This is a genomic window from Kribbella yunnanensis (genome assembly GCF_039529655.1).
Lineage (GTDB): Bacteria > Actinomycetota > Actinomycetes > Propionibacteriales > Kribbellaceae > Kribbella > Kribbella yunnanensis.
The window spans coordinates 98,302-123,254 of the sequence record NZ_BAAANF010000012.1 but is presented as its reverse complement, the minus strand read 5'-3'; the positions used below and the strand labels follow the sequence as shown (position 1 = coordinate 123,254).

The following is a 24,953-nucleotide window of genomic DNA, read 5'->3' as shown; positions in this document are numbered from 1 at the left end:
GGGGGCGGGGTGGGGAACCGGGGGGGAACCGGGGGGGGGCGGGGCTCCGGGTGGGGGAGGTCTGGGGGTGGTGATACTGGGCGGGTGAGTGTGCCTTTGCGGCTTGAGCGGATTCGGCGGGTGGTTTCCGGGGCGGTGGACGGGCCGGTACGGCGTACTGGGTTGGCGGGTGGGGTGACTTCGCCGTTGGTGGAGCTCGTGCGGGTGGGGTCGTTGGAGTTCGTGGCGAAACGGGCGACCGCGGCCGAGGCCGCCGCATTGCGGTTGTTGCCGGGGGATGCGGGGTTTCCGCGGTTGTATGACGCGGGGGTGGATGCGGACGGGCCGTGGGTGGTGACGTCGTACGCGGCGGGCGAGGTGCTCGACTGGTCTGCTGAGCCACCGGGGGAGGTCTATGCGGCGTTGGCTCGGTTGCATGGCGAGTACGCCGGACGCGAGTTGCCGGTGGAGTTGCCTCGCGTGGACGGGGAGTTCTTGCGGATGTCGTTCGGGCGGTTCGCGCGGGCGGGTGTAGTGAGAGTCGACCATCCGATTCGTGAGCAGGCGTTGGCGATGCTCGACTTGTTCGTGGCGGATGAGCGGTTGACGAGAGCGCTCGACGTACTGCCTGCGACTTTGCTGCACGGTGATGTGTACGGCGGGAATGTCGTCGGGACTCAGCTGATCGACTGGGGGAGTGCGCGGGTCGGACCGGCCGAGCTGGATGTGACGATGGCCGGTGGCGAAGCGGCACTCAATGCCTATCGGGGTGCCGGTGGTGTGGTGTCGGAGCTCGGGCTGGCGTGGGGGCTCGCGGTCAACAGCGCGATGTTTCTGGGTGACGTCGTACGGCGGTCTGTCGAGTTGGCCGAGGTGATGGTGCGCGAGGGGCTGCAGGCGTTCGCGGAGGTCGGGCGCCTGGTTCCGGATCGGTAGCTCCGTGCAACGGTTCGCTTCCGTGGATCCGTTTTGCCTGCACGGCGGCGGATGCGGAGGCGGCACCGATGGGCATTGGGTCGAAGAGCGTAGGGCTGGGCGTGGCGTGTCTCGTAGTGTGCGGTACGGCGGTCGTGGTGCCACGGTTTGTGGCGAGATCCGAGCCTGGTAAGGGAATCGGGTCGACGACGGTTCCCGGGGTGACGATGTCGGCACCGGCGGTGGGCGCGCCGGGCTACCCGTGTCAGGGGTTCAGTGGGATCGAGAAGAAGGTGCCGCTGCCCGCCCTGATGGACGATACGTTTGCCTGGGGCAACACTGCGCCGTACAAGGTCGGGAACGGAGCGGGCGATATCAAGTGGGACGCCGATCCCTATCAGAATCTGAGCTGGCACTTGTGGTTGCATTCGCTGCGCTGGCTGGGCAACGGCGTGCATGCGATGAAGGCCGGTGACGTGAAAGCGACCGAGCGGGTGCTCGCGATCGTGAAGGACTGGGTGCGGGACAACCCGTTCTCCTGGAAGAGCAACACGAGTGCGTCAGAGTCCACGATGCATCGGACGAATGTGCTGATCTGTGTGCGGCAGTCGCTGTTGACGCATCTGAAGGCGCGCGAGCTACCCCCGAAGTACAAATGGCTCGACGAGGCGCTGATGACACATGCGCGGTACCTCGTCGACAACTGGAGCGGCGCGCACAATCACGGGACCGACCAGAGCATCGCGTTGCTCGGTGTGGGATGCACCTACGGGCGCAGCGACTTGATGAAGATCGCTGCGGGACGGCTGAACAAGGCGGTCAAGACGGCGATCGATGAGGAGGGGTCGACCAACGAGCAGGCGGTCGGGTACGCCGACTTCAACTATCGGTTGTGGGGACGCGCTGCCGACCGTTTGCGGGACTGCGGGGTCGACCCCGGGCCGGCGATCGAGAAGCGCCGGCAGGCCCTCGGGGAATGGTTGGCCACGGCAACCACCGCGACCGGGTACCTGCATCAGATCGGCAACACCGGCTACTCGAAGCTGCCCAACGTTCCCGGTACGCCGATGGAGTTCGTCGCCACCCAGGGCAAGAAGGGGAAGAAGCCGCGGCTGCGGACCGCGATCTACAAGGCGGGATACGTGTTCGGGCGAACGGGGTGGGGCGAACAGCGGCCGTTCGCCGAGGAGTCGACGTACTCGCTGCGCTTCGGGGTTGCGCGCCGGTGGCACGGTCACCAGGACCACACGGCGATCACCTACAACTGGAAGGGCCACGACATCCTCATCGACCCCGGGTACGGCGGTCATCAGGCGGAGGAGCGGCAGGAGTGGGCCAAAGGGCCGGCCGCGCACAATCAGCTCACGATCCCGACCGCGACCGCCAAGAGCCCGGTGACCAAGTTGGTGGGTTCGATGAGTACGTCGAACTCGGACTACTTCGAGTTCTCGGATCAGCCCGCGGATGGGGTCGACCGGACGCGGGATGTGCTGGTTCTCAAGGACCCGGATCTGGTGATCGCGCTGGACCGGGCGGTGTCGGGGCGCGACCAGCGGTACGAGACGCTGTGGCATCTCGCACCGGGGCAGAAGGTTGATGTGCAATCGCCGACGACGGCTGTGGCGGGTAAGCCGGGAGACGCCGTCCGGACGCACCTCTTCCACATTCCGATCGGTGCCGATTCGGGGACGACGACTGTCGAGGAGGGTGTGAAGAAACCGCCGCAGGGCTGGTTCTTCAAGGACATCTTCACGGTGTTGCCGGCGCCGGTCGTCAAGTTCACGCACACCGGACAGAGCGCCCGGATTCTTTCGGTGATCGTGCCGGCGAAGGCGGCGGAGCAGGTCAGTTACACGACCCGGCCGGCGGGCGCCAACGTCGTACTGGATCTCGTCGTTGGCGCCCAGCGGGTCAGCATCAAGATCACCCCGGAGGGACGGCTGACCCGCTTGAACTGAGCTCAGGCCGGGAGGATCCAGTTCTGGTTGGCGCTACCGGCGCAGTCCCAGATCTGCAGGCGGGTGCCGTCGGCCGAACTCGGGCCGGTGGCGTCGAGGCAACGGCCCGAGTTGGGGTTGCGGAGGGATCCGTTCGCCCCGGCCTGCCAGGTCTGGGCCCCGGTCCCGTTGCAGTCGTAGAGCTGGGTGACGGTGCCGTTCGCGGTTCCGGCGGCGGCAACGTCCAGGCACTTGCCAAGCGCCCGGATGGTGCCGTCGCTGCCGACGGTCCAGGTCTGTGCGGCATTGCCGGCGCAGGTCCAGAGCTGGACGGCCGTTCCGTTCGCACTGTTGCTGCCGGCAACATCGACGCACTTGCCGCCGTAGCCGCGGATCGGGCCGGTCTTACCGGTCGGCGGGTTCTGGGTACCGCCGGCCGCGTCGAAGATCGCGCTGAGCAGCGAGAGGCTGCCGGTGGCGTCCTGGGACAGCTCCCAGTTCATGATGCCGCCGGCGTTCGCGACCGCCCACTGGGTCTTGCGCTTGATGGTCGGAATGCCGTTGTAGCACTGCTGACCGCCGTTGTTGTAGCAGTCCACGTTCGCGTTGTTGGGGTTCGCCGCGACGATGTCCTTGTAGGCCACGTAGGTCGGCCGGCTGTAGAACGGGACGCCGAGCACGGTCTTGGCCTTCGGCAGGCCGCGGCCCTTCCAGAAGTTGGCCGCGTTGATCGACCAGTCGTAGTTGGCGTGCGGGCTGCCGCCGTCGTAGGCCATGATGTTCAGCCAGTCGACGGCGTTGAACACGGCCGGCTGGACGCCGTTCGCCGTACCGCCCTCGGAGACGACGGCCGCGGTGAGCAGCTTGCCGTTGTTGTGCAACGTGGTGCTCAGCTGCTGCATCAGCGCGGTGTAGTTGTTGCCGGAGGTGCCCGGGTCCGGGTACTCCCAGTCGATGTCGACGCCGTCCAGGTTGTACTGGTTGATAGCGCCCATGACCGCGTTCACGAAGGTCGTGCGGGCACCTGAGTTGCCCGCCAGCGCCTCGAAGTTGGAGTCGTTGCCGTCGTTCCAGCCGCCGATGGCCAGCGACACCTTGACGCCGTTCTGGTGCGCGAGGCTGACCAGCTGGTTCAACTTGCCGGGGTCGGGGATGGCCTGCAGCGAACCGTTGGAGTTCGGCAGCGCGAACGAGTAGTTGATGTGGGTGAGCTTGCTGTACTGGATCGCGCTGACGCTGCCCGACCAGGAAGGCATGTAACCGACACTCTTGAATCCGGCCGGCAGGGCCGCGGCAGCGGTAGTCGCCGTCGGAGCAGCCTCGGCCTTCGGGGCAGCGGCGGTCGTGTGGATCAATCCGGCCGTGCCGGTGACCAGGGCCAGCGCGGCAAGCGCAATGCGACTTCGGGAAAACTTCATGGGGGCGGTGTCCTTTCGGAGGGGACCCCCGGGCAGCAGCCAGCGAACGGTCGACTCGCACCTTCCGGGGGCGGTTGTTGCGAAGGCGAAGATAAGTAAAGATCTGACCGAAGTGCCGCTAGTTTGCTGGTCACACCCAGTCGCGTCAAGGTGTCGTGACAAACGAGAATGCGCATTCTCGCCATCTTCGGAAAACCCCGCGAGGAAAGCGGTACCGGGAGTTTCGAAAAGGACACCGCTCCGCGGCGGCAGCCTTTTGGCCGCCTCCGGCGGCGCTCGCGACGTCGCCTGCGGCCAGGTGGGTGCCGCGATTGTCCGAGGTCAGTCGAGGAGACCGCGGTAGCTGGTCGCGATCCGGTCGAAGTGCGCGCGCCTCGTCGTCGTAGGCCGCGTCGGCCTCGAGGGCGGCGGGCCGTCGATGAGCGTCTGGCGTTTCAGGCGCTCGGTGACTTGTGCGTTCCGAGAGCGGTTTGGATCCGGGTCGTGGTGTCTTCGGGTGTGAGGGATGTGGGGGTGGGTCGGTTGAGCTGGCCGACGGCGCGATCTGGGTGCACTGACCGCGACTTTTGGTGCGGGTGTCGGGATGCGAGTGTGGGGCGGTCGCTGGATGTGCGGTTCTCGCACAGATGACCTTGCGTGGGACCACGGTGTACTGCCGCCGGAGGCGGCCAATGGTCTGTCGCCGCGAAGCGGTGTCCTTTACTCGGCGCTGAGGGTGGCTAGGCCTTGCCAGAGGAGGTCTTTGAGGGTTTGGGCGACCTTTTGCGGGGTGGGTGGGGTGGGGGTGCGGGTGCGCCAGATGGCCAGGCGTTCGGTGGCGCCGGAGATGGAGTGGGCGAGGATCTCGATCTCGTCGGGGTCGGTGGGGCGGGTCGGTGGGAGGTTGAGGCGGACCATCGCGGCGATCAACTCGACGAAGGCGCTGCGGACTTCCTCGGTGGCGGCGGCCATCGGGCCGGCCGCGAGTAGGCCTTCGTCGATCAGGACTGACCAGGCCTGTGGGTGGTCGTCGAGGAACTGGAACCAGGCGACGAAGCCGGCGTAGAGGGCGTCCTCGGCGTCGGTCGCGGCCATGACGGCGTCGGCGACGGTTTCCAGGAGTTGGGCGCGCAGGCGGGCCAGGCAGGCGAGGAAGAGGCCGTCCTTGGAGCCGTAGTACTGGTAGATCAGCGGTTTCGAGACGCCGACCGCGGCGGCGACATCGTCCATCGAGGTGCCCTGGTAGCCGCGTTCGCCGAAGATCTGCTCGGCGGCGGCGAGGATCTCGCGCTCGCGGGCGGCTCGGTCGCGACGGCGCTTGGGGGGCTGCTCAGTGGTGAACGTCACTTGCACAGCGTAACTGACTCCGAGTAACTTACTGCGAGTAAGTTCATCCACCTGGAGGTTCTGCCATGGAGAACAAGCACCGGATCGTGGTCATCGGCACCGGGTTCGCGGGGATCGGGATGGCGGTTCGCCTCAAGCAGGCCGGGTACGACGACTTCGTCGTACTGGAGCGGGCGAATGACGTCGGTGGCACCTGGCGGGACAACACCTACCCGGGCTGCCGCTGCGACGTACCGTCCCATCTGTACTCGTTCTCCTTCGCGCCGAACCCGGACTGGTCGTCGACGTTCTCCCCGCAACCCGAGATCGAGCAGTACCTGCGCGACGTCACCGACCGGTACGACGTTCGCCGCCACATCCGGTTCGGTCACACCGTCGAGTCCGCGAACTGGGAGGATGGCGAGTGGCGGATCCGCACCGACCAGGGCGATTTCGTCGCCCAGTTCGTGCTGTCCGGGACGGGCCCGCTGGCCGAGCCGTCGGTCCCGAAGCTTCCCGGGATCGAGGAGTTCGAGGGCGAGGTCTTCCACTCCGCGCGCTGGAATCACGATCTCGACCTCGCCGGCCGCAAGGTCGCCGTCATCGGCACCGGCGCCTCGGCGATCCAGTTCGTGCCGGCCATTCAGCCCGAGGTCGAGGAGCTGCACCTGTTCCAGCGGACACCGCCGTGGGTGATGCCGCGGCCGGACCGCAAGATCAGCGCGACCGAGAAGGCCGTGTACCGCCGGTTTCCCCTTGTCCAGAAGGCGGTTCGGGCTGCGATCTACTGGGGTCGTGAGTCGATGGTGCTCGGTTTCGCCAAGCTGCCCGCGATCATGAAGCAGGCGCAGAAGGTCGCCGAGAAGCACCTCCAGAACCAGATCCGCGACCCGAAGCTGCGCGCCAAGGTGACGCCGGACTTCACCCTCGGCTGCAAGCGCGTCCTGATCTCCGACGACTACTATCCGGCCCTCGCCCGCCCGAACGTCGAGGTCGTCACCGACGGGATCGCCCAGGTCACCCCGGCCGGCGTGATCACCGATCAGGGCGTGAAGCACGAGGTCGACACGATCATCTACGGCACCGGTTTCCGCGTCACCGACCTCCCGGTGATGGACATGGTGCGCGGCCGCAACGGCCAGTCGCTGCGCGAGGCCTGGTCGAACGGCATGGAGGCCCACCTCGGGACGGCGGTCTCCGGCTTCCCGAACTTCTTCATGCTGATCGGCCCGAACACCGGCCTCGGTCACAGCTCGATGGTCTTCATGATCGAGTCCCAGATCGCCTACATCCTGGACGCGCTCAAGACGATCGACGCGCGGGGTCTGCGCGAGGTCGAGGTCCGCCCGGAGGTGCAGCGCGCGTTCGTCGACGGCGTCCGGACCTCGATGAAGAACACCGTCTGGACGCGTGGCGGCTGCACGAGCTGGTACGTCGACTCCGAGGGCCGCAACACCACGCTCTGGCCGTCGTTCACCTTCCGGTTCCGGCAGCTCACCCGGCACTTCGATCCGGACGAATACCAGACCCTCGCTATGTGACATCGTGCGTGTTACATTCGATCGGTCAGATAGCTGATCGGAGGGTGCCGCCGTGCTGGAGTTGCTGGTACCGCTGCACGGGATCGGCGGTCGCGGAGACCTACCGGTCCCGCTCTGGCTGGCGATCTACTCGGCCGGCGCCGCCGTGGCCGTCTCGTTCTTCGCTCTCGCGGCCTTCTGGTCGCGCCCGCGCTTCGAGACCTCCGGCGGTACGGCGCTCGCCCACCTGACCCGTCTTGTCGATGCCCGACCGGTTCGCTGGTTGCTCAAGCTGGCCGGTCTCCTGGCACTCGCGCTGCTGATCGGGGCGGCCTGGTTCGGCAGCGACTCGCCCGCCGAGAACCCGGCGCCGACCTGGCTGTACGTCTGGATCTGGGTCGGCATCATCCCGCTGTCCCTGCTGTTCGGCCCGATCTGGCGGCTCGCGAACCCGCTGCGGACCATCGCGAGCCTGGTACGGCGTACGTCGTACCGGCGTCTTCCCGATCGGATCGCGTACTGGCCCGCCGTCGCGGGGCTGGCCGGATTCCTCTGGCTGGAACTCGTCTACCCGGATGCCTCCGAACCGATCGTGGTCGCAGCCTTCGTCACCGTCTACGCACTGGTGAATGTTGCCGCAGGCATCGTTTACGGGCCGGCCTGGTTCGGCATCGGCGACGCCTTCGAGGTGTACGCCGAAGTCCTGGCGCGACTGAGTCCGTGGGGGCGCGAGAACGGGCGGATCGTGCTCCGCAACCCGCTGGCGGGGTTGGCCGCGATGCCGCAGCGGACTGGGATCGTCGCGCTGCTCTGCCTGCTGCTCGGGTCAACCGCGTTCGACGGGATCTCGCGCTGGTCGGCCTGGACCAGCCGGACCGGCGATCTGAGCCGAGGACAGCACCTGCTCGTCTACACGATCGGACTGTGCGCGGCGGTCGCGACCGTGACCGCGCTCTTCGTCCTCGCCGCCCGAACCACCGGTACGGCGGACGTCCGGCCCGGCGCGGTCGGGGAAGCCGGGCTGCCGGGTGCGTTCGTGCACTCGCTCGTCCCGATCGCGATCGGGTATGCGGTCGCGCACTACTTCTCGTTCGCGATGTTCCAGGGGCAGGAAGGTGTGCTGCTGGCGACCGATCCGTTCGGCCGCGGCTGGGACCTGCTCGGGACCGGCGGACTGCGGATCGATTACGCGTTCCTCGGGACCGGGGTGATCGCCGGCGTACAGATCGGCGCGATCGTGCTCGGACACGTACTAGGGGTGGTGTCCGCGCACGATCGCGCGGCCGGTCTGTTCCGGCGGCGGCAACTGCGGCAGGCGCAGTACCCGATGCTGGCGGCGATGGTCGCCTTCACCGCCGGTGGGATCGCCTTGGTGACGGCCTCATGATCGCGCTGCACATGGGCGGTATCCCGGAGACCGCGATGGTGCTCGGGCCGATCCTGCTGATCATCGCGTTCCTTCGGATCGCGCGGCGGAATGAGGCCTCGCCAGGCGAAGAGGACGACTGGGACGCCGACCTCGGCGATCTCCCGGCGAGCGCCAGCGGGGGCCACGATCTCGGCGACCTTCCGATCGACGGGCTCGCGATCAGCTCGGAACCCGGTCGGACTCGATCCGCAGATCCGCCTGAACGACGCTCCGCGTCAACGGCCGCTGCAGAAACTCGTGCGGGAACCCGAGATCGATCGCACTGACTGCTTCGAGTTCGGCGATGTCCTGCTCGCCGAGATCCACCTCGAGAGCGGTCAGGTTCTGTTCGAGCTGAGTCAGCGTGCGGGCGCCGATGATCGGTGAGGTGACCCCAGGGTTGAGCAGGGTCCACGCCAGCGCGACCTGGGCCGGAGTCCAACCATTGCGCTCGGCAACCTTCTTGACCACGTCCGCGATACCCAGTGTGCGTTCGGTCAGCGAGTTGTTGCCGGCCGCCACGTTCTTCCGGGTCCCCTCGGCACTCGCCTCGCCGCCTCCGTGATTCAGGTCGGCGGCCGTGTACTTGCCGGTGAGCACACCGCTGGCCAGCGGCGACCACGGGAGTACGCCGAGACCGAGTTCGCGCGCCATCGGGATCAGCTCACGCTCGATGGTCCGCTCGACCAGGCTGTACTCGACCTGCAGTGCGACGAGTGGCGACCAGCCGCGCAGATCGGCGATCGCCTGCATCCGCGAGATCTGCCACGCCGGCGCGTCCGAGATGCCGACGTACAGGACCTTGCCCTGGCTGACCAGGTCGTCCATCGCGCGCAGGATCTCCTCGACCGGGGTCGTGAAGTCCCAGGCGTGCAGGTAGAGGAGGTCGATGTAGTCGGTCTGCAGGTTGCGCAGGCTGCGCTCGACCGAGCGGACCATGCTCTTGCGGTGGTTGCCGCCGGCGTTCGGGTCCTTCGGGTTGGTGATCATCGTGTACTTGGTCGCGAGCACGAGCCCGTCCCGGCGACCCTGCGTGAGCTGACCGAGCAGCTGCTCGGAGGTGCCGTTGGTGTACATGTTCGCGGTGTCGACGAAGTTGCCGCCGCGGTCGACGTACGTGTCGAGGATCCGCTGCGCCTCGTCCTTGCCGGTGCCCCAGCCCCAGTCCTCGCCGAACGTCATCGTGCCCAGCGACAGCGGCGACACGCGCAGCCCGGAACGGCCGAGCAGCCGATAGGTGTCAAGTGTGGTGCTCACTGAAGTCCTCTTTCCGTGGTGGTGTCACCACCTTCGTCCGGGTCGCGTTCTTGGGTAAGGGAAGGTTCATCCTGGGACTGGCCTTCCCACCTTCGTAAGGTGGACTGCATGACCGTCGACGTGGCTCAGGAACTTGCTGTCTTCCTCCGCGCCTGCCGGGAGCGGCTCAGGCCTGCCGAGGCGGGTCTCGCCCGGGCGGGCCGCGCGCGCCGTACGCCGGGGTTGCGGCGGGAGGAGGTCGCCGAGCTCGCCGGGGTCAGCGTCGACTACGTGATCCGGCTCGAGCAGGGGCGTGGTCTGCGACCGTCGGGTGAGGTGCTCGAGGCACTGGCGCGCGCATTGCAGTTGTCCGATGACGAGCACGCTTATGTCTTCGACCTGACCCGGCAATGGACCGCCGTACGGCGTCAGCCGCAGCCCGAGTCATCGTCGCTGGCAGCGTTGGTGCAGGCGGTGTCGCCGCTGCCGGCGATGCTGATCAACCACCGCTTCGACATCCGGGCGTGGAATCCGGAGCTCGCGCTGTTGATGCTGAACTTCGCCAATGTCCCGCCGGAGCGGCGGAACGCGATGGTGCTGTGCACGCTCGAGCCTGCGTTCTTCGACTACTACACCGATCGGGAGCGGGTGATCCGCGAGGGGATCGCGGATCTGCGCGCAGCCTGGGCGGCGCACGCCGACGACGAAGGCCTGGCCGACCTGGTCCGCACGCTGTGCGACGAGAGCCGCGAGTTCGCCGGTCTGTGGGCGCGACGCGACGTCAAGGTGAAGAGCACCGGCCGCAAACGCCTCAACCACCCCGACGTCGGCCGGCTCACGATCGAGTACGACGTACTGACGCCGCTCGGTGATACCGCGCAGCGGCTGATCGTGTACCGGGCGGTCGACGCGGCCTCGCAGCAGGCGTTGGACCGGATCGCCGCGATGGTCTCCGCCGGAGATCGTGCCTTGGCGGGGTGAACTATTCGGTAGGTGGCTGCGTCTGTCTCCGCGTCGGGTTCACACGGCCCCGGCGTCGAGCTGGAGGGGTATCACCATGCAGAAGAAGCGTTCCGTCGTACTGGCTGGGGTTGGCGCGACGTTGGGGGCGGCCGGTCTGGTGCTGGCGACGATGTTGCCGAGTTCGGCGGACACCACCGGTCAGCAGGTGACGACGAAGGCCGAGGCGACGAGCGCGGTCAGCTACACCTGGCGATACTTCGAGTGCTGGAAACCGAAGGAGTGCCACGCTTCCGCCGTACTGCCGAAGACGTGGAAGCATGTTGATCAGGGCGACAGCAAGACGGCGTTCCTGGATCCAACCGCGAACCGGATGATCAGGTTCAACATCTGGCTCGGGGACAAGCCGCCGACGACGGTGGTCGCCGGCCAGCGGAAGGTTGCTGCGCTGAAGGGCACACCGGGGCTGAAGATCCAGAACGTCTACACGACGACCATGCAGTCGACCAACAGCCAGGGCAAGCTGACCCTGACCACGGTCGTGTACACGTACAAGAGCGGCAAGACCACCCGCTGGGTCGCCACCCGCTACTTCGGCCAGCACGGCAGCAAGCAGGCCGAGCGTGAGATCACCGTCGGCGGCGCGCCCACCGACTACAAGCTGCTGGGCACAGCGTTGCTGAAGGCAACACAATCCTTCGCTTTGGCCGGCTGACTGCCCGAAGGTGCCAACCCCCGAGGTGCAGCCAACCGCCGAAGTGGTGCGGTCGTCTGAATCTCCGACAGCATCAATTGGTGGGGACCAACACCTTGGGGGAGTAGACCAATGCGAAAGATCATCAGCGGTGTCGCGGCAACGATCGCGGCCGGGGGAATCGTGCTCGGCGGGGCCGCGCTGCACAGTACCGCGGACACCGCGCCGAAGAAGACGGACGTCGTACAGGCTGCGGCTCCGGCCGCGGCGGTGAAGTTCACGACGCGTTACTTCACCTGCATTCATGGCGAGGAGTGCACGAACAGTGCGCTGGTGCCGAGCACTTGGAGGTACGTCGAGGTCTCGGAATTCCGGAGCCGGTTCGTCGACAAGTCGAATCAGTCGGTCTACTTCGACGTGAACTACAGCTACAAGCTGACGACTGCGCAGGCGCTGAAGAACCGGCAGAAGGCGCTCAAGGGGACCAAGGGCCTGAAGGTCCTGAGCACCAAGACCATGACGACGAAGTCGACCTCCGGCAGCGGGCCGCTGACGGTCAGCACGATCGTCTACACCTACAAGAGCGGCAAGACCACCCGCTGGGTCGCCAACCGCTACATCGGCAGCTACGGCTCGAACCTCGCCGGCGCCGAGCTGACCGTCGCCGGCGCGCCCGCGAACTCCAAGTTCCTCGGCACCGTGTTGCTTAAGGCAACCACGTCGTTGGCGTCCTTCCACTGACAATCGACTCGGGGGAGTAGAACAATGCGAAAGCTCATCAGTGGTGTCGCGGCAACCATCGCCGCCGGCGGAATGATCCTCGGTGCCTCGGCCCTGCCGAGCCACGCCGAAACCACCGTCACCCGGCAGGCCGCGTCCGCGGTCAAGTTCAAGACCCGGTACTTCGACTGCTACAGCTCGACGGGTTGCCTGGCAAGTGCGGAGGTGCCGAGCACTTGGCGGTTCGTCCAGCCGACGGTGTACGACTACAAGTTCCTTGGCGCAGGCAACCAGTTCGTCAAGTTCAACAACACCATCGGCGGCAGTGACCGCACCACCGCCCAGGAGATGAAGGCCAAGCAGAAGGCGCTCAAGGGCACCAAGGGCCTGCACATCCTCAGCATGGCGACGAAGAAGCTGAAGTCGAACACCGGCATGGGCCCGCTCACCGCGAGCACCATCGTCTACACCTACAAGAGCGGCAAAACCACCCGCTGGGTAGCCACCCGCTACCTCGGCACCTACGGCTACGACCAAGCCACCAACGAAATCACCGTCGCCGGCTCCCCGAACAACGCCAAGTTCCTCGGCACCGTCCTCGCCCGCTCCACCTACTCCCTCTACAACGGCGACTGAACCACCTTCCGAAGCCCGGAGAGTTCCGAACTCTCCGGGCTTCGGCATGCTCAGATAGAGGAGAATGAGCCACCCGGACTTATCGAGGCGGTGGTGGATGTGGCCAGTGTGAGGATCACACACGAGGCGACCTGCGAGTTGGTCGGCGAGTTGGCTCGCCTGACCGGGGAATCGCCGGAGGCCGCGGTCGATGCCGCCGTCCGGGAGCGGCTGGCCCGAGTCCACCGCAGGCATGCAGACCGACTCGCCGATCGTCTGCTGGCGATCAGTGCCGACGCGGCTCGTCGATTGCCCGCCGACCTCGGAGCAGCTGATCCCAGCAATCAGTTGTACGACGAGGCCGGCCTGCCGGAGTCTCGGGCCGAGCAGTTGCCTTGACGGGTTAGCCCGTCGAGGGGAGTTCTTTCGGGTCGACGCCGAGTTCCTCGTAGGCGACCAGTTCTATTTCGCGGCCCATGGCTTCGCGGAAGGAGGCTACGAGGGCTTGGCCGGCCAGGGGGATGATGCCTTCGAGGGTGCGCTGAATCTCGGGCCAGCCTTCGGGGGGAAGGCCGGCGTCGGCGAACTGGCGCCAGACGGTGCTGCGGAAGAGTTCGACGTACACCTTGGCGACGGCGTCGGCGTGCTGGAAGAGCTTGGGGAGCATCTCGAAGATGGCGTCCAGGGGGACTCCGAGTTTGATCACCTCGAGGCCGGTGCGGAGCAGGTCCGGGTTCGGGATGCGGAGGCGGTCACCGTCCTCGCGCTCGGCGATGCCGAGGTCGATGAGTTTGGCGATGGTGGCGGGGTTGTGCGGGATGCCGGCCCGGTCGGCGAGTTGTTGTTCGGTGATGACCTCGGGCTCGGTCGGGGTCCAGGGGTTCACCAGGGTTTCGAAGACGCCGAGCGCCATCGCGCCGTCGGGCAGGTCGCTGAGCATCCGCTCGACGGCGGCCAGCGTGTAGCCCTTGTCGAGTAGTTCGCGGACCAGCGTGAGCCGCGCCACGTGGTCCTGGCCGTAGTACCCCGTGCGGCCGACCAGCCGCGGCGGTGGGATCAATCCACGCCCGGCATAGGCCCGCACATTACGCACCGTCATGCCCACCTTGGCGGCGAGCTGGTCGACGGTGAGCTCCTCGTCTGGTTCCACCCTTGACAGTGTTCCAGATGACGCGTTACATAGGATATGTAACATCTGCCATGGCGCATACTTAATGTCCCGAAGGAGCACCGTATGGCGATCCCGATGGCCACCACCGGTACGGCGACGTTCGATCAGATCGCGATCGTGACCGGCGTGGTGGGACTGCTGTACGTCGCTCTGGCCGTCTTCCTCTGGCGGGAGCGGACCGGGCGCGCCACGCTGGTCGGCAGACTCGCGGACACCATCGGGCGACTGGACGGAGTCCCCCGATGGGCCGCGCTGTCGCCGTACATCCATGTCGTGTCGTTGCTCGCCTGCGCCTTCGGGGTCTGGTGGGACATCGCCGTCCACATCGACAAGGGCCGCGACACCGGCCCGTTCGGTACGCCGGCGCACTATCCGATCTTCTTCGGCATCCTCGGGGTGATCGTGACCGGCGTACTGCCGATCGCGCTCGCCGGGAAGCCGCTGCCGGCCCGGACGATCAAGCTCACGAAGAGCTGGCGGATCCCGTGCAGTGCGGCGCTGATCCTGGTCTGCGGCACGTTCGCGCTGGTCGGATTCCCGCTCGATGACACGTGGCACCGGCTCTTCGGCGAGGACGTCACGCTGTGGGGCCCGACTCACCTGCTGATGATCGGCGGCGTGGTCTTCTCGATCTTCGCCCGGTTGCTGGCGGTCGCCGAGGTCGAGCAGCTGATGGGGATGAACAAGCGCCGCCTGTTCCAGGAGGTCGCGGCGGTCGGTGCGCTGCTGATTGCGTGGGACTTGTTCAGCACCGAGTTCAACTACGGCGTACCGCAGTTCCCGCTGATTCTGCACCCGCTGCTGATCGCGTTCGGCGCGGCGATGGCCTTCACCATCCTGCGCGCCCGCCGCGGTCCCGGTATCACCTTCGGCGCGCTCGCGATCTATCTGGTTGTCCGCGGTGGGATCGCGTGGGCGGTCGACGAGCCGCTCGGCGAGATCCTCGGTCACTTCCCGCTGCTGATCGTCGAGGCGGTCTTGGTCGAGGCCGTGGCACTTGCCCTCGGCAACAAGAATCGCTTCCGCCTCGGCCTGGTCGCCGGTGCGTTGATTGGAACCGTCGGCGTGGTCGCCGAGTATGCGTGGAGCCAGGTCTGGATGCCGATCGCCTGGCCGTCGGCGATCCTCCCGTCGGCTCTCGGGTACGGCGTGGTGGTCGGCGCCGGCGCCGGTCTCGTCGGCGCTTGGCTCGCCACCCGGTACGCCGAAGTTGCGGGTGAGAAGCGAGCTACCGACGTACGGAACTCGCGGCCGGAGGCGGTTCGTCGTACGCATCAGCTTGGTGCGGTCGGGCTGGTGGCGGTCGTCGCCATCGTCTTCTTCTGTGTACCGCGGTCGGCCGAGCCGGGTGTGACCGGGACTGTCTCGCTGGAGCGGATCGCCACGGGGGCCGAGCCGACGGCGTACGTCACGGTCAAGCTGGATCCGGCCACTGCGGCTGACGATGCGCGATGGTTCGAGGCGCTCTCCTGGCAGGGTGGTGGACGGATACTGCATCCGATGAAGAAGGTTGCTGAGGGCACCTACCGGTCCGAGGACGCGGTACCGATGTACGGCAAGTGGAAGTCGATGATCCGGCTGCACACCGGCCAGCGAGACCTGAAGGCGATGTGGGTCTACGCGCCCGAGGACGCGGCCATCGAGAAGCCTGCGATCCAGGTTTCCGACGGCGAGACCGTTGCCTTCATCAACGAGCAGCACACGCTGCGTCGCGAAGAGCGCACCGACGTGCCACGATGGATGTGGAACGGCGGCTACGCCCTGCTGGGTGTGGTCGGTCTACTGGAGATCGCCGGTATCGCCTGGCTGGTCGGGCGCGGCGCCCGCGGCGGGCGACTGCGAGCGGCCCACCTGGCGGCCGGTGAACGGGAACGGGAGACTGCGTGACGATCCAGGCGGAGCGATCGGGCGTGACCACGACCGACGGCATTCATCTGAACGTCGAGACCACCGGACCGGCCGATGCGCCGGTCACGGTGCTGCTCGTGCACGGGTGGACGTGTTCGACCCGCGCCTGGCACAACCAGGTTGACGGGCTGCCCCACATTCTCGGGACGAACGCCGTACGGGTGGTGACGTATGACCACCGCGGTCACGGGCAGTCGGATGCGGCACCGCCTGGGTCGTTGCGGATCTCGCAGTTGGCCGACGACCTGGTGACCGTGCTCGACGAGGTCGTGGGTGACGGACCGGTCGTGTACGCCGGTCACTCGATGGGCGGGATGACGCTGATGGAGCTGGCCGACAAACGGCCGGATCTCTTCGGCTCGCGGATCAAAGCTGCTGCCCTCATCAGTACGTCGTCCGGTCAGGCGGCCCGGGGCGCTTTCGGCATGCCAGCGCGTTTCGAGCCGGCCGCCGTACGGTTCGCCCCGCGCGTCGCGCAAGTGGTCGGCACTCGCGTCGACCGCCGCGCCGAACGCCTGGCCGCTGCTGCGGATACCGCGGTGGTCGCTGCCGAAGGCGCCGCCTCTCGAGTCGCTGATGCTGCTGGACGGGCGGCGACGACTGCCGCCGGGGCTGTCGAAGGTGTCGCGATGACCGCCGGTGGGGCCGCGGGACGAGTTGTCGGCGGGCGCGACATGGCCCGTGCTGCCCGGGCCAACATCGCCGCGCTCCTGCAGCGGCCGGCACTCCGACAGATGGTGTTCGGGAAGAAGGTCGATCCGGCCGAGATCGCGATCTTCCAGCAAGGGCTCGCGCTGCTGCCAGGACCGTCGTACAGCGGGTTCTTCGAGGCGATCCTGCAGCACGAGCGGGCGCATGCGCTGAAGGTGCTGGACCAGATTCCGGTCGAGGTCATGCACGGTACGCGGGACCGCCTGCTGCCGCCGCGGCACGCGAACCGCATCGCCGCCGAGCTGCCGAGCGCCCGCCTGTGGATGTACCCCGGCGCCGGCCACATGCTCCCCCAAGAACGCCCCCGCGACGTAACCCACCGCCTAGCCTCCCTGGCCCGCAAAGCCCTCGCCTGATGGGGGGCCGGGCGCTCGGCTGAGGGGTCAGTCTCATTTCGCTGCGGGGTGAGGGTGGGGGCTCTAGGGTCGACGGTATGGAGCTGCTCTCGGATGTCGTCGTGGTGGACCTGACCCGGGCGCTGGCCGGCCCGCATGCGGGCATGATGCTCGGTGATCTCGGGGCGCGGGTGATCAAGGTGGAGACACCGGCCGGCGGGGACGACAGCCGGGGCTGGGGACCGCCGTTCGTCGAGGGTGAGTCGACGTACTTCCTGTCCGCGAACCGGAACAAGGAGTCGGTGACCGCGGACCTCAAGTCTGCGGAGGGCAAGGAGTTCCTGACCAAGCTCATTCGCAAGGCCGACATCCTGCTGGAGAACTTCCGGCCGGGGGTCTTGGATCGGCTCGGGTTTTCGGTCGAGCGGCTGCATGAGCTGAACCCGGGGTTGATCGTGCTGTCGATCACCGGGTTCGGGCACGACGGGCCGGAGGGTGGTCGGGCCGGGTACGACCAGATCGCGCAGGGCGAAGGCGGTTTGATGAGCGTCACCGGTGACGCCGAGCCGACGAAGGTCGGTGTCCCGATCGCCGATCTGCTGGCCGGCATGTACGGCGCTTATGGCGCGCTGGCCGCGTTGCACGAGCGCTCGGTGACCGGGAAGGGGCGAGTGGTTCGGACGAGCCTGCTGGCGGCGATGGTCGGGGTGCACGCGTTCCACGGGACGAAGTGGACGGTCGCCGGACAGGTGCCCGGGCGGGTCGGCAATCACCATGCGCAGATCGCGCCGTACGGGATGTTCCGGACGGCGGACGACAGCGTGCAGGTGGCGGTGGGCAGCGAAGGACAGTGGCGAACGTTTGCGCCGATCGTGGGGCTGGATCCGGCGGACTCGCGGTTCGCGTCGAATGCGGATCGGGTCGGGAATCGCGATGAGTTGATCGCGGTGATCGAGGCGGCGTTCTCGGCGGCACCGGCTGACAAGTGGCTGGAAACGCTGGCTGAGCAGGGGATTCCGGCCGGCAAGGTGCGCGACATCCAGCAGGTCTACGAGTGGGACCAGACCCTGTCCCAGGGGCTGCTGATCGATGTCGACCACCCGACTCTCGGCAGCATCCAACTCCCCGGCCCGCCCCTGCGCTTCGACAACCAGCCGTATGCAGGCGCCCGCGAAACCAACCTCCCGCCTCCGCGCCTGGGTGAGCACAACGAGTCCGTTCGGGAGTGGCTGGCGGAGTAGGCGGACCGCCACCACCGTCCAAACGCGGCCGCGAGGGCGAGCCCACGCTCAGCGGTGCTTCGCCGATGTCCTCCCAGCGGGGTTAGTGGGTGGCGGGCGTCCGCACTATTCCACCCAGGTCGAAAGGGTGACGCCGTGGCGAGTGAGTGACCGAAGCTGGGTCACGGTTCGGGCGTGCCGGTCGGTGAGGGGTTGACGGGCTGCGACGGTGCGGCATAGCGTCCGGGAAATCGATTACTCACCCGACGCCGGAGGCGCGATGGAAGGCCCGGCCCTGGTCCGGATGGAACGGATCGGGAAGCGGTACGGCGGCGTGCAGGCGTGCCGGGCGGTGGATTTCACCCTCGGCGCGGGCGAGGTACATGCGCTGCTCGGGGAGAACGGCGCGGGCAAGTCGACGCTGATGAAGATCCTGTCCGGTGATGTCACCGACTTCGACGGGCAGATCGAGATCGACGGCGAACCGGTGTCGTTCGGCGGGCCGACCGACGCGCAGGCGGCCGGGATCGCGATGATCCACCAGGAGCTCGACCTCGTTCCCGGACTGTCGGTCGCCGACAACATCTTCCTCGGCCGCGAACTGCGCACCCCGCTGCGAACCGTCGACCGCCGCCGGATGGACCGCGAGGCGCGCGCCCTGCTCGACCGCAGTGGCGTCCGGATCGACCCGCGCCGCCCGGTCGGCGAACTGCGGGTCGGCGAGCAGCAGCTCGTCACGATCGCCAAGGCGATTTCGCTGGACGCGCGGGTGCTGATCATGGACGAGCCAACCTCGGCCCTCACCACCACCGAGGTCGAGCGACTCTTCGAGGTCATCCGCGAACTCCGCCGGGCCGGCGTCGGCATCGTCTACATCTCGCACCGGATGGAGGAGATCGCCAAGGTCGCCGACCGCGCGACCGTCCTCCGCAACGGCGAGATCGTCACCAGCTTCGACCCGCGCACCCTCAGCACGGCGGAAGTCGTCGAGGCGATGGTCGGCCGCCCGGTGCAGACCATGTTCACCACCCCCGACGCCGACACGGGCGACGAACTGCTCCGCGTCGAGGACCTCAAACTGACCGCCCGCCGCCCGCGACCGGGCCGCCGCGACCCGGACGGTATCTCACTCACCGTCCGTGCCGGCGAGATCGTCGGCCTGGCCGGCCTACTCGGCGCAGGCCGCACCGAACTACTCGAGACCTTGTACGGCGTCGCTCCGGCCGGGACGCGGTCCGGCCGAATCCTCTTGCAGGGTTCGGAAATCAAGCCGCGTAGTCCGCGACAGGCGCTTGCCCACGGCATCGGTTTCGTCCCCGAAGATCGGCGGGCGTCGGGGCTCGTGCTGTTCCACAGCATCCTGGCGAACACCGTGCTGTCGAGCCTCCCGGCGTACGGGCGGGTCGGGGTGATCGCGCGCCGGCTCGAGCGGGCGGCGTCGGTGGGAATGGCGGATCGGTTGCGGCTCAAGTTCGGTCGCCTGCAGGACGAGGTCGGGACACTGTCCGGTGGCAATCAGCAGAAGGTCGTGTTCGGCCGGATGCTGCTCACGGAGCCCAAGCTTTTGCTGCTCGACGAACCGACCCGTGGTGTCGACGTGGGCGCGAAGGCCGAGATCTACCGCCTGCTCGGCGAACTCGCCGGCCAGGGCCTCGGCGTACTGCTCGCGTCGTCCGAGCTCCCGGAACTCATCGGCGTCTGCGACCGCGTCGTCGTACTGCGGGACGGGCGGGACGTGGCGTCGTTCAGTACGGCGGATGCGAGCGAGGGCGATCTCCTCGCGGCGGCGATGGGAGAGCGCGCAGTGCTGGGCGAAGTCGGAGGAGGAACGCGGTGACGGACGTGCAGGACAAGACGGTCGCGGCGACGCCGGTGGAGAAATCCGCGGGCGGAGTGGTGGCGACGCTGTTCCGGTTCCAGAGTGTGTTCGGGCTGCTCGCGGTGTTCATCGCGGCGATCATCTTCTCGCCCCGCAAGAACGGCGCGATCCTGTTCGTCAGCGCGGACAACCTCGCGAACGTGGTCCGGGCGGTGTCCGAGATCGGGATCATCGCCGTCGGCATGACGTTCGTGATCCTGATCGGCGGGATCGACCTGTCGGTCGGCGCGGTCCTCGGTCTCGCGGCGGTCGGATCCGCCGTACTGATGGTCGAGAACGACTGGGGTTTCATCCCCTCGGTCCTGCTGGTGCTGGTGATCGGGCTGATCTTCGGAGCGCTGCAGGGCGTCGCGACCGCGATGATCGGGATCCAGTCCTTCATCGTCACGCTCGCCGGTCTGCAGATAGCACGCGGTCTGGCGCGGATCTGGTCCGGCGGTCAAGGCGTCGCGATCTCGTACGGCGATGGGCCGCACGAAGCGCCGGCGTCGTTCGCGCTGCTCGGCGAGCGGACGTTCGGCGGACTGGTCCCGATCCCGGTACTGATCTTCGCGGTGGTCGCGATCGCGGCAGTGGTCTTCCTCCGGGTCAGCGCGTTCTCCCGGCACCTGTACGCCGTTGGTGGCAACGAGAAGGCGGCTCGGCTGTCCGGCGTACCGGTGGTCCGGGTCAAGATCGCGGTCTTCGCGATCTGCGGTCTGCTGGCGTCGCTGGCCGGCATTGTGCACGCGGTCCAGCTCAACCAGGGCAGCCCGAACGACGGCATCGGGTACGAGCTGGACGCGATCGCCGCGGTGGTGATCGGCGGTACCAGCCTGGCCGGCGGGCGCGGTTCGGTCGCTGGAACGGTGGCCGGCGCGCTGCTGCTCGGCGTACTGAACAACATCCTTGCCTTGAACAACATTGATTCGAATATCCAGCTGTTGATCAAGGGTCTCGTGATCGTTGCGGCCGCCGCGCTGCAACGGCTCCGGCCCGCCTCGTGAGGAAGGTTCCCACCATGCGTATTCCCTTGGCTGCTGCGGCGGTCGCCGCGCTGGTCCTGGCCGGCTGCGGTACGACGAGCGACCGTACGTCAGGCAGCCCGTCGGACGGTGCGTCGAAGTCCTGCAAGGGGGCCGACGGCAAGTACACGATCGGGATGAGTCAGGCGAACGTCGCCGAGCCGTACCGGCAGCGGATGGACGACGACATCCGGGCGGCGGCCAAGGAGGTGCCGCAGTTCGACGTGAAGTTCGCCGATGCGGCCCAGGACAACGCCAAGCAGGTCGCGGATGTCGACAACTACATCACCCAGCAGATCGACCTGCTGATCATCAGCCCGAACGAGGCGAAACCACTGACCGCGGTCGTGAAGAAGGCCTTCGACAAGGGCATCCCGGTCATCGTGCTGGATCGCAAGGTCGAGGGTGACGCCTACACCGGCTTCATCGGTGGCGACAACGTGCAGATTGGATCCGAGGCCGGCAAGTACGTGGCAGAGAAGCTCCTCCCGAACGGCGGCAGCATCGTCGAGCTGAAGGGGCTGGCTGGTGCGACTCCGCAGGCTGAGCGCCACCAGGGCTTCGTGGACGCGATCAAGGCGAACCCGAAGATCAAGATCATCGCGGACGCGAGCGGCGACTGGCTGCGCGAGAAGGGCCAGGCGCAGATGGACGCGCTCCTCAAGGCGAACCCGAAGATCGACGTCGTCTACGCCCACAACGACCCGATGGCCGAGGGTGCCTACCTGGCCGCGAAGTCGGTCGGCCGCGAGAAGGAGATGAAGTTCATCGGCATCGACGCACTGCCGATCCCGTCCGGCGGCATCAAGGCCGTCGAACAGGGCCGCCTCAGCGCGACCTTCACCTACCCGACCAACGGCAAGGAAGCGATCGCAGCCGCCAAGAAGATCCTCGTCGACTGCGGCACCATCGAGCGCTCCGAAATCCTCCCCACCCGCCTCATCGACAAGGACAACGCCGCCAAGATCTACGCCGAGGAGAACCCGGCGGGCTGATCTGCAGAAGGACAGGACGTATACGCCTGATCCGGGCCGGTCGAACCCCGGCTCAGGCGCTCGGACGGCTGTACGCAGCCACCTATGTCCTGTCCTTGGAGCGATGCGAGCTGGCTCGTTCGATGAGGCGGGCGCCCAGCGTGGTGACGGTTGGCGGTCTGGTGTTGTCGGCGATTCTCGCCAGCAGCAGGCGGGCCGCCTCCGTGCCGATCTCGTACGCCGGTTGGGCGACCACGGTCAGCGGGGGATCCAGCAACTCGGCCCAAGGGGCGTCGTCGAACGCGACGACACCGACGTCGCGGCCGGGGCGTCGTCCCAGCTCCTGGAGTGCTTGGAGGACGCCGACGGCCATGGCGTTGTTGGCGACGAGGAGGGCATCGGGCGGCTGGGGCTGGGACAGCAGGTCGAGCGCGGCGAGGTGCGCTCCGGCGGCCTTGTACTCGGTACGCCGGACCAGCCGGGCGCGGTGTTTGGCGGCGCGGAGCGCGTCGCGATAACCGGCCACGCGGTCATCCGCCGTGCGAACGCCGGTGGGCCCGCTCAGGCAACCGATCCGTTGGTAGCCCTGGGCAACCAAGTGTGCGGTCGCCTGAGCGGCGGCCAGGCGGGTGTCGACCAGTACGACGTCGCTCGCGTAATCCGGCAATGGGCGGTCGACCGCGACGTACGCCGTACCGCGGGCTGCGAGTTTTGCGACACCGGCCGCCGGGCCGCTGGGGGAGAGGATGACGCCGGCGACTCGCTCCTGGATCGCGATGTCGATGTAGCGGTTCTCCTTCTCGGCGCTTTCGTCGGAGTTGCACAGCACGACCGAGTAGCCGACCTCGTGGGCGACGTCCTCGACGCCGCGGGCGATCGCGGTGAAGAACGGGTTCTCGACGTCGGAGATGATCAGGGCGACCACGGCCGCTTCCTGACGGCGCAGGTTTCGGGCCGGGCCATTGGGCTGGTAGCCGAGCTCGGTCGCGGCCTGCTGGACCCGCGCGGCCAGCGCCGGGTCGACGGTCGCCTTCCCGTTCAGCGCCCGCGACACGGTCGCCGTCGACACCCCCGCGCGTGCCGCCACGTCGCTGATAGTCGGCACCTATACCTCCCTCGCTTTGCGACACCCTAACCGCGTGGGTAATGGATTTCCCAGAGGTCTGCCGTGCACTTTACTTACGGAACTCCGGCGCCTTACCAGTGCCATGAGAGGATCACCCGCGTGACTGCCTTGCCGAGTGTTTCGTACTCCATCACCGTTCGCCTCGAGGTGCCTGCGGGCGGCTCGACGGTGAGCAAGCTGACGACCGCGGTCGAGCAGGCCGGCGGCCTGGTGACCGCGCTCGACGTGACCGCGTCCGGCCACGAGCGGCTGCGCATCGACGTGACGTGTGCCGCCGCCGACACCGAGCACGCGGGCCGGCTGGTCGAGGCCATGCGCGCCGTACCGGGGGTTGAGATCGGCCGGGTCTCGGACCGGACCTTCCTGATGCACCTCGGCGGGAAGATCTCGATGGAGGCCAAGCACCCGATCCGCAACCGTGACGACCTCTCGATGATCTACACGCCGGGGGTCGCGCGGGTCTGCCTGGCGATCGCCGCGAACCCCGACGACGCGCGCCGGCTGACCATCAAGCGGAACACGGTCGCCGTCGTCACCGACGGATCCGCCGTCCTCGGGCTCGGCAACATCGGGCCGAAGGCCGCGCTGCCGGTGATGGAGGGCAAGGCCGCGCTGTTCAAGCGGTTCGCCGACATCGACGCCTGGCCGCTCTGCCTGGACACCCAGGACCCGGACGAGATCGTCTCGATCGTGAAGGCGATCGCCCCGGGCTTCGCCGGGATCAACCTCGAGGACATCTCCGCGCCGCGCTGCTTCGAGATCGAGGCCAAGCTGCGCGAGGAGCTCGACATCCCGGTCTTCCACGACGACCAGCACGGTACGGCGGTCGTCGTACTGGGCGCGCTCTACAACGCGCTGCGGGTGGTCGGCAAGGACATCAGCGAGGTCAAGGTCGTGCTGTCGGGCGCAGGTGCGGCCGGTACGGCGATCCTCAAGCTGCTGATCGCGGCCGGGGTCAAGGACACCTGTGTCGCGGATATCGGCGGCATCATCCACACCGAGCGCGAGGGCCTGTCGCCCGAGCTGCGCTGGATCGCGGAGAACACGAACGCGGCGCAGTACAGCGGTGATCTGAAGGGCGCGCTGGCCGGTGCGGACGTGTTCATCGGGGTCTCGGCGCCGAACATCCTGCACGGCGCGGACATCGCCACGATGAACGAGAACGCGATCGTGTTCGCGCTGGCGAACCCGACCCCCGAGGTCGACCCGAGCGAGGCCGGCGAGCACGCGGCCGTGGTCGCGACCGGCCGCAGCGACTACCCGAACCAGATCAACAACGTGCTGGTCTTCCCGGGGGTCTTCCGCGGTCTGCTCGACGCGCAGTCGTCGAAGGTGTCGATCGAGATGGAGCTGGCCGCCGCGAAGGCGCTCGCCGGGGTCGTCACCGACGACGAGCTGAACGCGACATACATCGTGCCGAGCGTGTTCCACCCCGAGGTGCACAAGCGCGTAGCGCACGCCGTACGGGAGGCTGCCGGAGGCAAGGCGCCGGCCGCGGAGCTGTTCCCGGACGACTCGCCTGTTCTGGGATGACATCCGAGGTAGCTGGGACCGCCGGGGCGCGTACGGCGGTCTGGGCGTGGCGGGTCGCGTTCGTCGCGGCCTGCGCGCTGCAGTTGTACGGCGTCTACTCGCCGGGCGAGCCGGGTCCGTCGGAGCTGTTCCCGGGAGTCGACAAGGTCGCGCACTTCGGCCTGTTCGCCGCGGTGGCGTTCACCGGCCTGATTGTCGGCGTCCCCACGCGCTGGCTACTGGCCGCGCTGGCGGCCAACGCGATCGGCAGTGAGCTCGTCCAGTACTACTTCCTGCCGCACCGCGATGGTGATGTCTTCGACGCCCTCGCGGACCTGCTCGGGGTCGCCGCAGGCGCCTGGGCGGGGTGGGCCGTGGTGCGCCGAACCGCGCGCACGACATGATG

Annotated in this window: 22 protein-coding genes; 17 read left to right on the top strand and 5 right to left on the bottom strand. The window is 67.7% G+C overall.

What is annotated here, in order from left to right; all coding sequences use genetic code 11:
- Window positions 1-84: 84 nt before the first annotated feature.
- A complete protein-coding gene (locus tag ABD231_RS17985; RefSeq protein WP_344152703.1) occupies window positions 85-915 on the top strand; it encodes a phosphotransferase in 831 nt (276 codons plus the stop codon).
- Window positions 916-1,121: 206 nt separating this feature from the next.
- Window positions 1,122-2,852 carry a heparinase II/III domain-containing protein gene (locus tag ABD231_RS17980; protein ID WP_344152709.1) on the top strand — a complete coding sequence of 577 codons (1,731 nt, stop codon included), beginning with the start codon at window positions 1,122-1,124 and terminating at the stop codon, window positions 2,850-2,852.
- A 2-nt stretch (window positions 2,853-2,854) separates the two neighbouring features.
- On the opposite strand, the gene ABD231_RS17975 is transcribed toward ABD231_RS17980, so the two are convergent.
- Window positions 2,855-4,249, bottom strand: a complete 1,395-nt coding sequence (locus tag ABD231_RS17975) for a glycosyl hydrolase family 18 protein (protein ID WP_344152700.1) — start codon at window positions 4,247-4,249, stop codon at window positions 2,855-2,857.
- 699 nt (window positions 4,250-4,948) lie between these two features.
- Window positions 4,949-5,575 carry a TetR/AcrR family transcriptional regulator gene (locus ABD231_RS17970; RefSeq protein WP_344152697.1) on the bottom strand — a complete coding sequence of 209 codons (627 nt, stop codon included), beginning with the start codon at window positions 5,573-5,575 and terminating at the stop codon, window positions 4,949-4,951.
- 65 nt (window positions 5,576-5,640) lie between these two features.
- Here ABD231_RS17970 and ABD231_RS17965 point away from each other — a divergent pair, with 65 nt between their 5' ends.
- Both ABD231_RS17965 and ABD231_RS17960 read left to right on the top strand, forming a co-directional pair.
- Window positions 5,641-7,095 carry a flavin-containing monooxygenase gene (locus tag ABD231_RS17965; RefSeq protein WP_344152694.1) on the top strand — a complete coding sequence of 485 codons (1,455 nt, stop codon included), beginning with the start codon at window positions 5,641-5,643 and terminating at the stop codon, window positions 7,093-7,095.
- A gap of 52 nt (window positions 7,096-7,147) precedes the next feature.
- A complete protein-coding gene (locus ABD231_RS17960; RefSeq protein WP_344152691.1) occupies window positions 7,148-8,461 on the top strand; it encodes a hypothetical protein in 1,314 nt (437 codons plus the stop codon).
- Window positions 8,462-8,662: 201 nt separating this feature from the next.
- Here the strand turns inward: ABD231_RS17960 and ABD231_RS17955 are convergent, their stop codons facing one another.
- Entirely contained in the window at window positions 8,663-9,739 is a 1,077-nt protein-coding gene (locus ABD231_RS17955; RefSeq protein ID WP_344152688.1) for an aldo/keto reductase, read from the bottom strand.
- 108 nt (window positions 9,740-9,847) lie between these two features.
- Here ABD231_RS17955 and ABD231_RS17950 point away from each other — a divergent pair, with 108 nt between their 5' ends.
- The 5 genes from ABD231_RS17950 to ABD231_RS17930 all read left to right on the top strand — a co-directional run bounded on the left by ABD231_RS17950 (window position 9,848) and on the right by ABD231_RS17930 (window position 13,106).
- Window positions 9,848-10,699, top strand: coding sequence for a helix-turn-helix domain-containing protein (locus ABD231_RS17950; RefSeq protein WP_344152685.1), 852 nt, complete (start codon window positions 9,848-9,850; stop codon window positions 10,697-10,699).
- 76 nt (window positions 10,700-10,775) lie between these two features.
- The gene (locus tag ABD231_RS17945) at window positions 10,776-11,393 is read left to right on the top strand and encodes a hypothetical protein (RefSeq protein ID WP_344152682.1); all 618 of its coding nucleotides are present in this window, start codon (window positions 10,776-10,778) and stop codon (window positions 11,391-11,393) included.
- 111 nt (window positions 11,394-11,504) lie between these two features.
- Window positions 11,505-12,113, top strand: a complete 609-nt coding sequence (locus ABD231_RS17940) for a hypothetical protein (protein ID WP_344152679.1) — start codon at window positions 11,505-11,507, stop codon at window positions 12,111-12,113.
- A gap of 24 nt (window positions 12,114-12,137) precedes the next feature.
- Window positions 12,138-12,728, top strand: a complete 591-nt coding sequence (locus ABD231_RS17935; RefSeq protein ID WP_344152676.1) for a hypothetical protein — start codon at window positions 12,138-12,140, stop codon at window positions 12,726-12,728.
- Window positions 12,729-12,836: 108 nt separating this feature from the next.
- Complete coding sequence (locus tag ABD231_RS17930; RefSeq protein WP_344152673.1) at window positions 12,837-13,106, top strand: type II toxin-antitoxin system VapB family antitoxin; 270 nt, start codon at window positions 12,837-12,839, stop codon at window positions 13,104-13,106.
- 4 nt (window positions 13,107-13,110) lie between these two features.
- On the opposite strand, the gene ABD231_RS17925 is transcribed toward ABD231_RS17930, so the two are convergent.
- Window positions 13,111-13,857, bottom strand: a complete 747-nt coding sequence (locus ABD231_RS17925) for a MerR family transcriptional regulator (RefSeq protein ID WP_344152670.1) — start codon at window positions 13,855-13,857, stop codon at window positions 13,111-13,113.
- Window positions 13,858-13,941: 84 nt separating this feature from the next.
- Between ABD231_RS17925 and ABD231_RS17920 the strand changes: the two genes are divergently transcribed.
- The 6 genes from ABD231_RS17920 to ABD231_RS17895 all read left to right on the top strand — a co-directional run bounded on the left by ABD231_RS17920 (window position 13,942) and on the right by ABD231_RS17895 (window position 21,930).
- Complete coding sequence (locus tag ABD231_RS17920) at window positions 13,942-15,765, top strand: hypothetical protein (protein ID WP_344152667.1); 1,824 nt, start codon at window positions 13,942-13,944, stop codon at window positions 15,763-15,765.
- On the top strand, window positions 15,762-16,853 hold the full coding sequence (locus ABD231_RS17915) for an alpha/beta fold hydrolase (protein WP_344152664.1): 1,092 nt from the start codon (window positions 15,762-15,764) through the stop codon (window positions 16,851-16,853). The genes ABD231_RS17920 and ABD231_RS17915 overlap by 4 nt, the downstream gene beginning before the upstream one ends.
- Window positions 16,854-16,930: 77 nt before the next feature.
- Entirely contained in the window at window positions 16,931-18,073 is a 1,143-nt protein-coding gene (locus ABD231_RS17910; RefSeq protein ID WP_344152661.1) for a CaiB/BaiF CoA transferase family protein, read from the top strand.
- 259 nt (window positions 18,074-18,332) lie between these two features.
- On the top strand, window positions 18,333-19,889 hold the full coding sequence (locus tag ABD231_RS17905; protein WP_344152658.1) for a sugar ABC transporter ATP-binding protein: 1,557 nt from the start codon (window positions 18,333-18,335) through the stop codon (window positions 19,887-19,889).
- Window positions 19,886-20,917 carry an ABC transporter permease gene (locus tag ABD231_RS17900; RefSeq protein WP_344152655.1) on the top strand — a complete coding sequence of 344 codons (1,032 nt, stop codon included), beginning with the start codon at window positions 19,886-19,888 and terminating at the stop codon, window positions 20,915-20,917. The genes ABD231_RS17905 and ABD231_RS17900 overlap by 4 nt, the downstream gene beginning before the upstream one ends.
- Window positions 20,918-20,931: 14 nt before the next feature.
- Window positions 20,932-21,930, top strand: a complete 999-nt coding sequence (locus ABD231_RS17895) for a substrate-binding domain-containing protein (protein WP_344152652.1) — start codon at window positions 20,932-20,934, stop codon at window positions 21,928-21,930.
- Between the two features lie 82 nt (window positions 21,931-22,012).
- Here the strand turns inward: ABD231_RS17895 and ABD231_RS17890 are convergent, their stop codons facing one another.
- On the bottom strand, window positions 22,013-23,014 hold the full coding sequence (locus tag ABD231_RS17890; RefSeq protein ID WP_344152649.1) for a LacI family DNA-binding transcriptional regulator: 1,002 nt from the start codon (window positions 23,012-23,014) through the stop codon (window positions 22,013-22,015).
- 120 nt (window positions 23,015-23,134) lie between these two features.
- On the opposite strand from ABD231_RS17890, the gene ABD231_RS17885 reads away from it, so the two are divergent.
- Together ABD231_RS17885 and ABD231_RS17880 are read left to right on the top strand one after the other, a co-directional pair.
- On the top strand, window positions 23,135-24,568 hold the full coding sequence (locus ABD231_RS17885; RefSeq protein ID WP_344152646.1) for an NAD-dependent malic enzyme: 1,434 nt from the start codon (window positions 23,135-23,137) through the stop codon (window positions 24,566-24,568).
- Complete coding sequence (locus ABD231_RS17880) at window positions 24,565-24,951, top strand: VanZ family protein (RefSeq protein WP_344152643.1); 387 nt, start codon at window positions 24,565-24,567, stop codon at window positions 24,949-24,951. The genes ABD231_RS17885 and ABD231_RS17880 overlap by 4 nt, the downstream gene beginning before the upstream one ends.
- Window positions 24,952-24,953: the final 2 nt, after the last annotated feature.